The sequence below is a fragment of the Clostridium swellfunianum genome (assembly GCF_023656515.1).
In the GTDB taxonomy this organism is placed as follows: Bacteria; Bacillota; Clostridia; order Clostridiales; family Clostridiaceae; genus Clostridium_AT; species Clostridium_AT swellfunianum.
Genome location: NZ_JAMOFV010000006.1, coordinates 147,547 through 162,822, shown reverse-complemented (window position 1 = coordinate 162,822; position 15,276 = coordinate 147,547). Strand labels below are relative to the sequence as shown.

Annotated in this window: 15 protein-coding genes; 2 read left to right on the top strand and 13 right to left on the bottom strand. The window is 33.2% G+C overall.

Features of this window, described 5'->3' with window-relative positions; all coding sequences use genetic code 11:
- Positions 1-82: 82 nt before the first annotated feature.
- Positions 83-1,987 carry an NAD(+) synthase gene (locus tag NBE98_RS00910; RefSeq protein WP_250811424.1) on the top strand — a complete coding sequence of 635 codons (1,905 nt, stop codon included), beginning with the start codon at positions 83-85 and terminating at the stop codon, positions 1,985-1,987.
- 157 nt (positions 1,988-2,144) lie between these two features.
- On the opposite strand, the gene NBE98_RS00905 is transcribed toward NBE98_RS00910, so the two are convergent.
- The 4 genes from NBE98_RS00905 to NBE98_RS00890 form a co-directional block, all read right to left on the bottom strand.
- Positions 2,145-2,570 carry a YaaR family protein gene (locus NBE98_RS00905; protein WP_250811422.1) on the bottom strand — a complete coding sequence of 142 codons (426 nt, stop codon included), beginning with the start codon at positions 2,568-2,570 and terminating at the stop codon, positions 2,145-2,147.
- Between the two features lie 78 nt (positions 2,571-2,648).
- Entirely contained in the window at positions 2,649-3,734 is a 1,086-nt protein-coding gene (locus NBE98_RS00900; RefSeq protein ID WP_250811421.1) for a Gfo/Idh/MocA family protein, read from the bottom strand.
- 3 nt (positions 3,735-3,737) lie between these two features.
- Positions 3,738-4,646: an SDR family oxidoreductase gene (locus tag NBE98_RS00895; protein WP_349305974.1), complete on the bottom strand. Its 909-nt coding sequence runs from the start codon at positions 4,644-4,646 to the stop codon at positions 3,738-3,740.
- Between the two features lie 145 nt (positions 4,647-4,791).
- Positions 4,792-5,073, bottom strand: coding sequence for a hypothetical protein (locus NBE98_RS00890; RefSeq protein ID WP_250811416.1), 282 nt, complete (start codon positions 5,071-5,073; stop codon positions 4,792-4,794).
- 333 nt (positions 5,074-5,406) lie between these two features.
- Between NBE98_RS00890 and NBE98_RS00885 the strand changes: the two genes are divergently transcribed.
- Positions 5,407-8,073 (top strand): cation-translocating P-type ATPase, encoded by a 2,667-nt coding sequence (locus NBE98_RS00885; protein ID WP_250811414.1) that lies wholly within the window; start codon positions 5,407-5,409, stop codon positions 8,071-8,073.
- Between the two features lie 54 nt (positions 8,074-8,127).
- On the opposite strand, the gene NBE98_RS00880 is transcribed toward NBE98_RS00885, so the two are convergent.
- The 9 genes from NBE98_RS00880 to NBE98_RS00840 form a co-directional block, all read right to left on the bottom strand.
- On the bottom strand, positions 8,128-8,625 hold the full coding sequence (locus tag NBE98_RS00880) for a GAF domain-containing protein (RefSeq protein ID WP_250811412.1): 498 nt from the start codon (positions 8,623-8,625) through the stop codon (positions 8,128-8,130).
- Between the two features lie 45 nt (positions 8,626-8,670).
- Positions 8,671-9,498 (bottom strand): ComEC/Rec2 family competence protein, encoded by an 828-nt coding sequence (locus tag NBE98_RS00875; protein ID WP_250811410.1) that lies wholly within the window; start codon positions 9,496-9,498, stop codon positions 8,671-8,673.
- Positions 9,499-9,602: 104 nt separating this feature from the next.
- On the bottom strand, positions 9,603-10,295 hold the full coding sequence (locus NBE98_RS00870) for an LrgB family protein (protein ID WP_250811408.1): 693 nt from the start codon (positions 10,293-10,295) through the stop codon (positions 9,603-9,605).
- Position 10,296: 1 nt separating this feature from the next.
- Positions 10,297-10,641, bottom strand: coding sequence for a CidA/LrgA family protein (locus tag NBE98_RS00865; protein WP_250811406.1), 345 nt, complete (start codon positions 10,639-10,641; stop codon positions 10,297-10,299).
- A 162-nt stretch (positions 10,642-10,803) separates the two neighbouring features.
- Positions 10,804-11,010 (bottom strand): DUF350 domain-containing protein, encoded by a 207-nt coding sequence (locus NBE98_RS00860; protein WP_250811404.1) that lies wholly within the window; start codon positions 11,008-11,010, stop codon positions 10,804-10,806.
- Positions 11,011-11,049: 39 nt separating this feature from the next.
- Entirely contained in the window at positions 11,050-11,553 is a 504-nt protein-coding gene (locus tag NBE98_RS00855; RefSeq protein WP_250811402.1) for a gamma carbonic anhydrase family protein, read from the bottom strand.
- 24 nt (positions 11,554-11,577) lie between these two features.
- Positions 11,578-12,057 carry an FUSC family protein gene (locus tag NBE98_RS00850; RefSeq protein WP_250811400.1) on the bottom strand — a complete coding sequence of 160 codons (480 nt, stop codon included), beginning with the start codon at positions 12,055-12,057 and terminating at the stop codon, positions 11,578-11,580.
- Positions 12,058-12,388: 331 nt separating this feature from the next.
- Positions 12,389-13,126 (bottom strand): MBL fold metallo-hydrolase, encoded by a 738-nt coding sequence (locus NBE98_RS00845; protein ID WP_250811399.1) that lies wholly within the window; start codon positions 13,124-13,126, stop codon positions 12,389-12,391.
- 96 nt (positions 13,127-13,222) lie between these two features.
- Entirely contained in the window at positions 13,223-15,271 is a 2,049-nt protein-coding gene (locus NBE98_RS00840) for a DUF6259 domain-containing protein (protein WP_250811397.1), read from the bottom strand.
- Between the last annotated feature and the right edge of the window lie 5 nt (positions 15,272-15,276).

The following is a 15,276-nucleotide window of genomic DNA, read 5'->3' as shown; positions in this document are numbered from 1 at the left end:
ACTGACAGATTTCTAATGGTATAATAATGTTGAATTTGAAAAATTATAAAAACAAATATATGATTGAATTGGAGTGAAATTTATGAATTTTATTAGAGTTGCAGCAGCTTCTCCCGTAACAAACGTGGCTGATGTAAATTTTAATTTAAAGAATATAAAAGAATGCATAGACAAAGCTGTACATGAAAACTCAAAGCTCATAGTTTTTCCCGAGCTTGCAGTAACTTCTTATACCTGCGGAGATTTATTTTTGCAGCAGAGTCTTTATATCAAAGCTCTAGAAGCAGTTCATGAACTTTGTAAATTCTCCTTTACAAAGGATATATTAATTGCAGTAGGTGCTCCACTTGTATATAAGGACAGCATGTATAACTGCGCTTACATAATATTTAAAGGAAAGATTCTCGGTATAGTTCCAAAGAGCTTTATCCCTAATTATAGTGAATTCTACGAAAAAAGATGGTTTACTCCAGGGCTTAATATAATTGATAAAACAGTTAACCTTAATTTTCAAAAGTGTATTCCCTTTGGAACAAATTTGATATTCAGCTGCGGTCGTTTCAGATTTGGCTTTGAAATCTGCGAGGATCTTTGGGTTACTATTCCTCCAAGCTCCTACTTAAGCTTAAGCGGCGCAAATATAATAGGAAACCTTTCCGCTTCCAACGAGATAGTAAGCAAGGCAGATTACAGAAGAAGTCTGGTTGAAGCTCAAAGTGCTCGCTGTATGAGTTCGTATATATATGCTTCATCTGGAGTTTTAGAATCCAGTACAGATTTAGTATTCAGCGGACATCTTTTAATAGGTGAGAATGGGATGCTTTTAAAGCAAAATGAACGCTTTAAAAGAGAAAATGAAGTTATAACTGCCTTAATTGATATAGATAAACTATCTAACGAAAGGATAAAAAATGTAAGCTTCAGCGATAGCAGAAAAATAGTTCCATATGAAGCACAAGAAATATATTTTGAATTTAGCTCCAATAAAATAGAAAACTTTGATAGATTTGTACATAAGCACCCCTTTGTACCGGCTGATGAAAGCCTTAGAGAAAAGCGCTGTAAAGAGATATTTACAATTCAGGCTTCTGCTCTTGCAAAGAGACTTTCACATACAGGTCTTAAAAAAGCTGTTATTGGGATTTCAGGTGGATTGGATTCAACTTTAGCTCTTTTAGTAATTCTTAAAACCTTTGATATATTAGACTTACCTAGAGAAAACATAGTTACAATAACTATGCCTGGCTTTGGAACCACAGACAGGACTTATACAAATGCAGTTAACCTCTGTAAGAACCTAGGTACCGATTTAAGAGAAATAAATATTGTAGATGCCTGCCTTCAACACTTTAAGGATATAGGACATGATGCTTCCTTACATGATGTAACTTATGAAAATGTTCAAGCAAGAGAAAGAACACAGATACTTATGGACTTGGCTAACAAGGAAGGTGGAATATTGGTAGGTACAGGTGACTTATCAGAATTGGCTCTTGGATGGGCAACCTACAATGGAGACCACATGTCCATGTATTCTGTAAACTGCTCAATACCAAAGACTTTAGTAAGATATCTTGTAAGATATGCTGCTACTAAAGAAGTGGATGAAGAAATCTCAGCAATACTATTAGACATTTTGGATACTCCAGTAAGCCCGGAGCTTTTGCCTAAAGACAAAAATGGAGAAATATCACAAAAGACTGAGGATATAGTTGGCCCTTACGAGCTTCATGACTTTTTCCTATACTACTTTATAAGGCAGGGAGCTTCACCAGAGAAGATATTATTCTTGGCTAAGCACGCTTTTAAAGAGGATTACGACAGTGAAACTATAGAAAAGTGGTTTGATAAGTTTACCAGAAGATTCTTTACTCAACAGTTTAAGCGTTCTGCCCTTCCGGATGGTCCAAAGGTTGGAACTGTAAGCTTATCCCCTCGTGGTGATTGGAGAATGCCATCGGATGCTAGTTATAATTCGTTTATATAAAATATTATCTCAAAATTAAATTCAGACTAAAATTATGGCGAAAATATATAAAATATGCTTCCTGAGCAGATCACTATAAAGTACTCTCTAAGCTCAATCAGCATATTTAATATTTTTTCGCTATTTTTATTATAAATCATCCTATAAGCAAACTGCATTACCTATATATATCGACTACAAGTCCAGAAATTTCATCTATAGTAGAAGCAATACTCAGGTTATCCTTTTCCTCAGACAATAGCATTTCAGTAAGTTCTTTAAGCTTTTCATCGATGGTTTCAACAGTCATAAAGTACTGTGTCTGCCAGAAACTTACGTCCTTGTTCACATCATACATATAAGCTAAAACAGATTTCAAATAATCCTGTATAAGCTTTTTATAAGCATGAACATCTGAGTAACACTTAGTTATAGCAAGCCTATTACCCTTTTTCTTTATATCCTCCTGCAGTTTTTTAAGCTGCTCTTCATTTTTTTTATCTCTTGCAAAATTAAAATTTTGCGAAAAATCTTTTTTAGAAGCAACACCTTTTTTATCCTCAGAGGAAACTGGAGTATTTCTCTTTACTCTTGATATTTCCAAACACTTCACCCTCTCTATATCTGATTAACTTATACTTATTATATCGGATTGTTATTGAAAATATAAAGAGCCACTATTTTAAATTTCCTCTATATTAACTTCCCTTTTCTCTCTGCTTGACTTATAGCATGCCTCTACAACCCTTTGTGCCTTAAGGCCATCTTCAAAGGTTGGGGTAAGCCCTTCTTCCACTTCTTTTCCTAAAATTATTTCTGCAAAATTAACTATACTTGCCTTATGGCTGTCATAGAAGAATCCCATGGTTGATCCACCATAGTATTTTAAAATATTTTTGTTTCCCTTTGCACTTTTTATGTATGAAATATTTTTGTTGAAATCATATATTTCTATATTCATAGAGTCAGCAGAGGTCATTCTAAGGCTTCCTTTTGTTCCGTAAACGACAAAAGTAGTTGATTCTTCCTTATCTGCAAAGACCCTTGAAACCTCCAGATTTCCCCTTATGCCGTTTTCAAGATGCAGCTCGCAGTTTGAGATTTCATCAACACTTGTTCTATCCTCAAAAAATATTCGCGACTCCGCCTTAACTTTTTCTACTTCACCCATTGTAAAATGAATTATGTCAATTAAATGAATTCCTAAGTCTAAAAGAGCTCCCCCTCCTGAAGCTGCCTTGGTTCTCCAAACGCCTTTCTTATTAGAGTCTAAATAGCTTTTGTGATAAAGCTTTATTTTAAAGTCTATAATTTCTCCTATAGTACCTTCCTCAAGTTCTTCTTTAATTAGCCTTACAGCTGGTACAAACCTATAGATTAAGGCCACAGCATTTTTAATCCCTGCTTCCTTAACAAGCCTTGTCATCTCTTCAGCTTCCTTACAGCTTGAGGACAAAGGTTTTTCGCAGTATATAGGCATTCCCGCATGAGCAGCAGCCTTGACTATATCCATGTGAGAATCATTGGGAGTACAAATATCTATAAAATCAATATTTTTATCATTAACCGCCTCGTCTAAATCTTGTGTGTTTTTTGTACCATTTACAGAACCTTGTGCAGGTCTTCTTGTATAAGTCTTAACCAAATTTAAATTATAAGGCAAATTCAAAGTCATATTTGCTGCATAAGCACTTATAGCATGAACCCTGCCTATGCCTCCAAGCCCTGCTATTGCAAAATTTACATTCCTTCGTTCTTCAGCATACATATTTTAAAACCTCATTCCAAAATCATTTACACACTGCTTTATAGCTTTTTCAGTACTTAAAAACTCAATTCCTAAATTTCTAAACTTTTTATTGGAAATTCTAATATCCCTTGGCAAGTCCTTATACCTTTCCTCATCCTTTTGAATTATATTCTCAATTCTATAGGATAAACCAAGCTCTTCTACAACTAGCTTAGCTATGTCATAGGTACTTAAATTATTTTCGCTTCCTGTGTTATAAATTCCATAAGGCACTTTAATTATATTTGGAATATTTTTAAGCAAATCATAAGCATAGGTCATGCCTCTAAATTCATTGGTAGGAATCTTTAAGCTGTTTCCTTTAATAGCTGCAGAAACTACATTCCAAACTATGTTGGAATTAACCTTTTTAAATCTTTCAGGAAGTCCAAACATCCAAGTTAGCCTTAAAATCCATGCTTCTTCTAAAATATTTTTAATCTCTTCTTCAGCTTGAAGCTTGTGCTTTCCGTAGGTTGTGTTAGCAACTGGAATACTCTTCTCGCTGTATGGTCCTGCTTCTACATTTCCATTAAAAATCTGCTCAGTACTAAAATGAAGAAGCTTTGCTTTAGACAAGCTGCAAGCCTTTGCAATATTTATGCTTCCTTTAACATTTATAGCAAATGAAAGTTCTTTATTTTCCTCGCACTTTCCCGTATCTGCTAATGCAGCAGTATGAAGCACATAATCAGGCTTAGCATCTCTTATAGTTTCAATAACCTTTGCTTCATCAGTAATATCCAAATCTCCTCTTTTTAAAGAAATAATATCATACTTGTTCTTATAAACTTCGTAAAATCTTGAGGCAAGAAATCCTCCTGCCCCTGTTACCAATATTTTTTGCATGAATACCTCTCCTATCTTTAGTAATAAAGCTAAAGTATAAATACCAGCTAGATATCTTCTTATCTTGATATCTTGATTTCTAGTTGCTCTTTAAAATAACCAAGCATAGCAGTATTTTTACCACAGGCTGCTTTTATATTTCTTGTCCCTTACCTATATTTCACCACAATATTTAAGCTCTTGCAATCTATTTTGCCTGCTGATTGATTTTTTCTAAATCTTTTCTAATTTTCTGTTCTATATAATAAGTCTTTCTAGATAGATTATTTTTATTTTGAGAGAGCTCCTCCTCTTCCTTTTCTTTTATTTCTATTTGATGCATTGCATATAAATAAGTGGTTTTAAAAGATACAGCACATCCGATAAAAAATAGCATTAATGCTATAAAACCTATTAAAACCCTCTTGCTAAATACCTTGCTTGTCTTAATAATTCTTGCGTCTTCAACTAAATCATATTCGTTCATCATTTTACTACCCCTCATTTCCTTTTTACCTTCGATTAAATTGCTTTATACAATATATGAATCATAAAAATCCTATATACTGAATTATTGACAAGAATTAATCAAAAATTTCACTTACCACATATTGAGTTTTAAAAAACCATATGCTATAATTAAGAAAAAGGGGAGTAGCTAAAGCTTTTTAAGCTTTTAATTGTTCGTCATTACGGCCGAAAGCCCGGGCAATTAGCTCTATTTGAGATGCAAGACCTTTGTTCACACTGCTGAGCAAAGGTCTTTTTATTTTGCTCTAATAAAGTTTTTTTATTTGTTAATAATATGAAAGAGGTGAATTGTATGTGGTTTGTAAAAAGTAAAGATGAAGTTATTAATGAACTTCAGGTTAATGCGCTTCATGGACTTACGTCAGAAGAAGCAAAAGCTAGACTAGAAAAGTATGGTGAAAACAAGCTTGCTGCTAAAAAAAGTAAAAGCCTGTTCCAATTGTTCTTTGCTCAATTAAATGACGCAATGATCTATATTCTATTAGGTGCAGCTCTTATTTCTGGCATACTAGGAGAAATAAGTGACTCAATAATAATTGCACTTGTTATTCTTATCAATGCTATAGTAGGCCTTATTCAGGAATCCAAGGCTGAAAAAGCTCTTGAGGCACTCAAAAAGCTTTCAACCCCTAAAGCAATTGTTAAAAGAGATGGAGAGCTTAAAGAAATTGCTTCAGAGGAAGTAGTTCCTGGTGATTTAGTAATTATAGACGCAGGAAGATATATTCCCTGCGACTTAAGACTTATTGAAACAGCAAATCTTCAAATCGAAGAATCAGCACTTACAGGCGAATCCGTTCCAGTAGATAAAAACTCAGATTTAGTTTTAGATGCTCCAGATACTCCTCTCGGGGATCAAAAGAACATGGCCTTCATGTCAACTCTATCAACTTATGGTAGAGGTGTTGGAGTAGCTGTTGGAACTGGTATGACTACTGAAATAGGTAAAATCGCTAAAATGCTTGAAGAAGGTGGAACTGAACAGACTCCACTTCAGAAGAAGCTTGCTGAGCTTGGAAAAATCTTAGGCTTTGCTGCTCTTGGTATATGTGCTGTTATGTTCGTAGTTGGTATAATCCAAGGAAGAGACTTATTTGAAATGTTCTTTACAGCTATAAGCCTTGCAGTTGCGGCTATACCAGAAGGCCTGCCTGCTATAGTTACTATAGTTCTTGCTATAGGCGTTCAAAGAATGATAAAGGAAAATGCCATTGTCAGAAAACTTCCTGCAGTTGAAACACTCGGATCTGTAAACATAATTTGTTCCGATAAAACTGGTACATTAACACAAAACAAAATGACAGTTGTTAAATTCTATGCAGACAATGCTTTTGGCGAACTTTCTTCATTAAATATAGATGAACCAGAGCATAAACTTCTTTTAGAAAACATAGTGCTCTGTAATGACGCTACTTATACTGAAGAATCAAAAACTGGCGACCCAACAGAGATAGCTCTTTTAGAGGCAGGAGTTAAATTTAATATATTTAAGACTGATCTTGAAAAGCAGCATCCTAGAATAAACGAAGTGCCTTTTGATTCTGATAGAAAGCTTATGACAACAGTTAACAAATATGATGAAGAATACTATGTATTCACAAAGGGTGCAACAGACAACCTTCTTAAGATTTGTAAAAATGCTTATATAAACGGCGAGGTAGTTCCATTAACTTTAGATATAATAGACGAGATAATGAACAAGGCAAATGCTATGTCTGATGACGCTCTTAGAGTTTTAGGTTCAGCCTTTAAAAAGATTGAGTCACCTCACGTTGAAATAGATACTTTAGAAACTGAATTAACCTTCATAGGTCTAATAGGTATGATTGACCCGCCAAGGCTTGAGGTTAAGGACTCAATAGCACTTTGCAAGAAGTCTGGAATAAAGACAATAATGATAACCGGAGACCATAAAAACACTGCTTTTGCAATAGCTAAGGAGCTTGGCATTGCCGACGATCCATCACAGGCTATTTTCGGAGCAGAGATAGATAAACTTTCTGATGAAGAGTTAAGCAATAGAATTGACAACTTAAGAGTATTTGCTAGAGTTTCTCCAGAGCATAAGGTTAAAATAGTTAAGGCCTTCAAGGCAAAGGGAAACATAGTATCCATGACAGGAGACGGTGTAAATGACGCTCCATCACTAAAAGCTGCTGATATCGGAGTTGCAATGGGAATTACAGGAACGGACGTTGCAAAAGGTGCATCTGATATGATACTTACAGATGACAATTTTAAGACTATAGTTTCTGCAATAGAAGAAGGAAGAAATATTTACAACAACATTAAGAAATCTATTATCTTCCTATTATCCTGCAACACTGGAGAAATAATTGCCTTATTCTTTGCTATACTTCTTGGTTGGGCATCACCGCTTAAACCAATTCACATACTATGGGTTAACCTTGTTACTGATACGCTTCCAGCATTATCTCTTGGAGTTGACCCAGGAGACCCAAATGTTATGGAAGAAAAGCCTCGTAATCCTAAGCATAGCTTGTTTGCTCAAGGTGCAGGCGTAAGTTTAATTTTAAATGGTATCTTGATAGGTTTATTAACACTGGCTGCCTTTGTTATAGGAGCAAGAGTTTACACAGGTACAACTGCTTTATTCCCAATCTTCCCTGAAAATATTTCAGAAGATGCTTTAACTCATGCACAAACTATGGCCTTTGTTGTACTTAGCGTATCTCAGTTGGTTCACTCAATAAACATGAGACACCCAAGCAAGTCTATTTTCCAAATTGGCTGGTTTACAAACAAGTTCCTTATAGCTTCAGTTCTATTTGGAATATTCCTACAGGACGTAGTTATAACAGTGCCATTCTTAAGAGATGTGTTCAAGGTATTTGATCTTAACGCAAAAGATTGGTTATTTGTAGGCGCTTTATCAATAGTACCTCTTATAGTAAATGAAATTGCTAAGATATTTATAAGAATGAAACATAAAAAGTAAAAAAGAAAAACTGGAGATTTTTCTCCAGTTTTTCTTTTTTACAATTAACCTAAATTAAAGTTCATCCCAATTAATATACTTATTAAGCTTATCAACAAACTTAGCTAAATATTGTTCTTCAAGCTCTGTAAATCTATTAAGTTCTGGGCTGTCTAAATCCAAGACACCATAAACTACATTATCTTTTACTATAGGAAGAACTATCTCGGAATTTGAAGCAGAATCACAAGCAATATGACCCGGAAAGTCATGGACATTAGCTATTCTTTGAATTTTTCTTTCAGCAGCTGCAGTTCCACATACTCCCTTTCCAACAGCAATTCTATTGCAAGCAGGAAGTCCTTGAAAAGGTCCAAGCACTAGCTCACCGCTTCTCATAAAATAAAAACCCGCCCAGTTTAATTTATCCATACATGACTTTATAATTGCACTTGCATTACTTAAGTTAGCTAAAGCGTCCTTTTCGGAACTGCACTGACCTTCCACAAGTATAAGCATATATTTATATTTTTCTTCAGTTGTCATTTTTGATAAAGCATCTAGTTTAAACATTATATGTAGTCCCCCTTGTAATTTCACCTATATTTTAAATAATGTTTATTGTATCACTTTACTAGTTATAATTTCAATCTCTTTATTTTCAGGTTTTGCTTTAACAAGTATATTTCCATTCATATCTGTTCTAAATATTGCAGTCTTATAATTTTCATATCTATTCAATATTTCTCTGCTTGGACTTTCTCTTCCATCGCAGGTAATTATTACAGCTCTAGGATTTAACACCCTAACCAATCCTTCTGCTGAACTTGTATCTAATCCATGATGAGGAACCTTAACGATATCTGCATTTATAAGTTCTTTTTCTTTTACAAGGCTTTTTTCTCTATCCAATTCGACATCAGCCATGAAAGCATACTTTACATTATCTATTGTTCCGACAAGAACCGTTCCATTGTTATTTTCAATTTCCATATCTTCTTTTTTAGGCAAGAGTGCTTTTATATTTATACCTTCATTTTTTATAACAAAATTTTCATTTATGTATTCAACTTCAACATCTCTATCATTCAAATATGAAAATACTAACTCTCTATACTTCTCCTGATGTCTTGGAAGAACAACCTTCTTAACCAAATCATTCTTCACAAGCTTTTCTAGACTTCCATAGTGATCATCATGATAATGTGTTATAATAACCTCTTCAAGCTTACTTACTCCTCTGGATTTTATATAGTTTGATATATTCTCATAAGAACCTTCAAAGCCTGTATCAATTAAATAGCTTTTATCTGGTCCTTTTATTAAAATACAATCGCTTTGTCCTGTATCAATAAAATGAACCTCATATTTATTTGTTTCTGCATCCACTCTATACCCAAATATCAATATAAATATGAGAGTTATAATCATAATGCGTTTTTTCACTGCTTTTCACTCCTTTCCAAACTTAATAATAGTTTTTCTTACCTCAAAGTAATTATGCAAAAAAACAAGAAACAGCAGGTTAATCCGCTGTCAAAAATCTATAGCTATAAAAATAATTTTACCATTACAGGTGCTAAAACTACAGTTATTAATCCGGCTACTCCAATAGAAAGACTGCTCATGGCTCCTTCTGTTTCGCCAAGTTCCATAGCTTTTGTAGTTCCTAAAGCATGGGCCGCAGTTCCTATAGCCGTACCAACTGCTACCTTATCCTTTATTCTTAGAAGCTTGCAGATTAAATCACCTGCCACAGCACCGAAAATTCCCGTTATAATAATAGCTGCAACAGTTATAGCAGAAACCCCTCCAATTTGATTTGATATCTCAATACCAATAGGAGCAGTAACAGATTTTGCAATCATAGAAGTTTTTATCAGTTCCTGCAACCCAAACAATTTCCCTAGTAATATAACACTTACCATGCCAGCAACTGAACCAGCTGTTATTCCTATTAAAATAGGTGCAGCATTTTCCTTTAAAAGTTTAATCTTCCTATATAGAGGTACAGCAAGTATAACCGTTGCAGGGGCTAGAAAAAATGATATTAACTGCCCGCCTTTATTATAAGACTCCACACTTATATTAAATTTAATTAAGAATAAAATAATTAAACTTTGACTTATAAGTAGCGGATTAAAAATAGCCTTCTTTGTTTTCTTATTTAAATAAACCCCTATTTCAAAGGTTAAAAGCGAAATCATTATCCCAAATAATGGAGTGTCAAAGAGCTCCCTCATATTACCTGCCTCCTTTCAAAAGCTGCACTGTGATTCCTGTAACTGCTATAACTATTATCGTAGACAAAACAATCACTATAAGCATTGGGATAAGGCTAGTTTTTATAATATCAAAACTAGATATAACTCCAATCCCTGCAGGCACAAAAAAGAAAGCCAAGTGCTTAAGTAGAAAATCAGTTACACCTTCTATTGACTCAAGCTTAATAATGCCAGTAATTAAAGCGATAAGAAGTATAACCATACCTATAACATTACCTGGTATAGGTATATTGAATAATCTATTTAGGGCTTCACCTAAGAAACAAATGACTAATATAATAGCAAGCTGTCTTAAATACTTCATCTGTAACTCTCCTCCCAGTTTATTCTCCAGCAAATTTACTATATTATCATACCACTTTATCACTTATATTTTTGCATTGTTTGAAAAGAATAAAAATATAGACAATAAAAAATTAAAGAGCCTAAGTCTTCTTAAGCTCTTTAACAAATCCCTTATTAACTTTTAAGCTGCCACTACTCTTGATACTATAATAGCTATTCCAAGAAGCATGCCTGCTATAACTATTGCTACAGCTACATTTCCTTTCTCAAGCTCTTTGTTAAAATCTAGTGGAATCATTTTGTCAAATATAACGTAACCTACTGCTAATATAAGTATTCCTAAAAGTCCGAATAACGCACTAAGTCCTAAGTTATTTAAAACCTCCATACTAATACCCCCTTGTCTTTTTATTTAATTATACCATAATTACTTAAATTTTCTAGCAAATTTTATATAGTTCTTGGCAGAATCTTCAAGCTCTTTCTTTTCTTCATTAGTGAGTTCTCTTACAATCTTTACAGGAGAGCCAATAGCTATAACTCCTGAAGGTATCTTCTTCCCACTAGTGACTAGACTTCCTGCTCCAATAATAGTATAGTCTCCAACCTCAGCACCATCTAAAACAATTGCTCCCATACCAATTAAACAATAATCACCAATAGTGCATGCATGAACTACTGCATTATGCCCTATAGTCACATAATCTCCTATTCTTGTTGCATAATCACTGTTGTTTATATGGACAGTACAATTATCTTGTATATTAGTGCCTTTCCCAACCTTTATATAATTTTCATCACCTCTAATAACAGCTCCAAACCAAACACTTGAGTCCTCATCTATTGTAACGTCACCAATCACATCCGCACTTGGAGCGATAAAAGCACTACTATGTATTTTAGGATATTTATCTTCGTATTTATAAAGCATTAGATCACCTCTTATAGCTATATTTTAAGCTTTAGCATTCTCATTCACCTTAGGAGGTGCTATGAAATAATTTACGGCAATAGCTACCGTTATCCCCACAAAGGTATCTAGAATTCTATTTATACTGTAAAGAATAGGGCTATTTCCTTTTAAATTAAGCATTATAGCACAAAATACAACCCCTGCAATAGAAGCAGACTCCTTCCAATTTAAAAGGTTGCATAAGTAAATTACGCAAACAATTCCTAATCCAACTAGAATAGGGTTTTCAGGGCTTATAGAAGCGCAAATAAAACCAACCAAGGCTCCTATCATAGTTCCAAGCATTCTGTTTCTCCCAGCCTTAAAGGAATTCTCCACAGAATTCTGCAATGAAATAATGGAAGCAATAGCTGCATAAAAAGGATATTCCATTTTAAGCGACTTTGATATAAGCACTGAAATAACCACAGCTATAGCAGTTTTTATATTCCTCATCCCTACTTTTTTAAACTGAAGCTTCATTATACTTTCCTTTCTTATATACTTATAATTGTAGTCATCTACAAATATAATTTTATCTCTTAAGCTAAAAGATTTTTTTCATTATTGTAGATATTCCCCTAATAGAATGTTAACCTGCGCTTTTTGACCTTAGCTTTTTACATTTTCATATAAAACATCTCTTTATAGGCATTATAATGTGTATAGAAAAAGTGTGCAACTATATAAGTGCTAAAATTCTGATCTTTTAGCTGAATAATATATAAAAAAAAACCATGCCTCATCAGTATCTGCATGGTTTTTTATACTATCTATCCTAATATAAATTATCTAAATACTTACGTTTTTTCCCTCAAAATAAATATTCTTTATTTTCTTCAGATAGAATTACATTCTCAAAAAATTGATATGCTTCTTTAAAATATGTTTCTCTCTCTTCTTCAAACCAAAAATGTGTTAAACCCAAGAGCTTAACCTTAGCCTCAGATGCAATTAAAGCAGCTTCACGAGGAGTGAGATGTGGTATATTGGGAGCCATACTTTTCATTCTCTCAGTAGCAGTTGCCTCGCACATGAAAAAATCCGAGTTTTGTGCTAAACTTTTAATATTATCATTAAAAACTGTATCACCACTATAAGAAAATACTTTACCGTTATTTTCCACCCTTATTCCATAGCTTTCTACACTATGGCTCATTTCAAAAAAGCTTACCTTTATACCTTTTATATCTATAGTATTTCTATCTTGAATAGAAAATAATTTGTATACATCTTTATATATAAAGCTTTTGTATTCATCAAATGGAGTAAGCGGCAAATATACCTTTATCGCTTTATTCATTGTTTTAAACTCCATCATAGTCTCAATAGCATATTTTAAAATATGCATATCCGATGTATGATCCCTATGTAAATGAGTTAAAACAATTGCATCTAAATCATTTATACTGCAGTAATTTTGAAGCCTGCTCATAACTCCGTTACCACAGTCAATTAGTATATTTACTCCTTTATCCTGCAGCAAGTAACCTGAACATGCACCATTTTTTCCCGGAAACGTCCCATAGTTACCTAAGACTATAAGCTTCATTTATATTTCTCCTTACAAATAGCTTTACTGTCATTATATTTTAAATTAATCATTATAAATATGAAATAGGAACCCAATCTACACATCACTAATAGTTCAATTTTCAAAAACAATAAAGCTTAGTTGTGATTGCGGCACTTGTATTGTCATTTTATTGTCTACCTTATCAATCACATAATTATAATTACTTCCACATTCTAAAGCATAAGAAACTGAAACTCTTCCAGCTTGCTGTACCTCAAAAAACCCCTCTTTTAGATCCTTATTGCCAATCACATATACGTCGCTATTATCTCCAACCCAATGGGTCACGTTGATGTTCTTTGAAATACTAATTATTTCCTCATCATCAACAAATCTACATTCTTTTATATAGGTGTTAAGTTTTTTACGAAAATTTATTGCTTTCCTTAAATATTCTAACAAGTTAATGTCCTCTTCATTGTATATATCGAATTTAGTTAAAGGATTTACCCATAACACAGACCCTAATAATACAGCTCTTTCAATATCTTTATAAAATAATTCCTTTCTGAGTTCTGAGTCACTTACCTCTTTAGGATTAACCATATTTATTTGCACATATTCGGGAAAAGTATACTTATACAGGTTAAAGAATTCGTCTCTAACATCTCCGTTCCAGGTTAGGTTCCCCCAAATATAGCTACCATATATATCCCCACAATTTTCTATCATAATAAAAGTGTCTTGATTAAGCTCGTTTATCTGTGCTTTAATATCCTTAAGAATTTTTAAATACCCCTGTGGGAACTCTCCAATATCTTTATGAGAATGACTATAATCATAACACGTGCAAGGCTCAGCCGACCCTAATTGATCCAGATATATTCCTTTAGCACCATAAGCTTTTATCATCCAAGTAGCTGTATCTATTACATACTTTTGCCATAACGTATCTGAAGGGCAGGATACAGTAAACTCATAATCTCCATATTTCTCAAATATCATGTTTCCTTTACTATCTTTTATAGCCATTGTTTTCCCCAAAGTATTAAAGTAATCAGATTTTACATCAAAAATTCTAGTATTAATATAAAATGTAGAAATACCGTTATTGTCTTCTATATACTGGCATCCTTTGTGTAGATCCATAGAGGTTCCTAATTCAAGGTCAGGATAATATTCAGGATAGTTTTGATCAAATCCCATCCTATTCCAACCCGCCATAAAAAAATGATCTATACCAAAACTTTTAGCATAATTAAATAAATAAGGTATGTCACTAAATGAATATTGAACTTGTCTTTCTCTTTTAAAATTATACATATTCATCAAAACACATTGATCTTTTAAGTATTCTGGATTCTCTGGCATTGTTATATATCTATCTATCCATTTCCTATATATCTTAGCCCCCCAATGCCAATCTTTACAGTTGATGGACATAATATATGGCTTTGAATTCCAGCTTTCATTCCTAGATATTTTCTTGTATTTTCTTATGGCAAACCCTACCCATGGATTTATGTCATTTGAAGTCTCAAATCTTAATGCTGTAATTGGAAATTCATCATCACAAGAACTTATATAGAATCCGTTATTTTTATCATAATAATACATCCATGTCATAGATGCTAAACCACAATAATTTAATTCCCTATAATTAAAGTTTTCTTCTTTAACTCCCGCTCTCCACATATTTTTAAAAACAGGTTTTTTATATTCTTCATAAGGATTTATTGTTTTTTCCCCTGCATGATGTGGAAGTATAATAATATCATCTTCCCAAGTATCACCTAAATAAATCCCCCTAATTCTTGGGTATAAAATCTCAACAATATCATACTTATTGCTATTATTATCAATAGCAATACTCCAATTAAGTAAATCCGACTGCTGGCTTATAGATATATCTGTTGTCACCTTAAAATCATCATTTACTAAATATTTAACTCTTAGAGTCTCGCTATTTCTTTTTTGTATTATTTCTGCACTTTCAACTTTTGTTGGATAAACCTTGTATAGTTTATTTTCAAAGTCTATACAAGTAAGTTCAAATATTTCAGCATCATTTTCTTGTTTAATATACTCATCGCCAGAAATCAGATTAATTATTGAAACGATTTTCATCTTATTAGTATCAAAACCAACAGATAAGAACCTATTCTTAAGTTCCATAATCATAATCT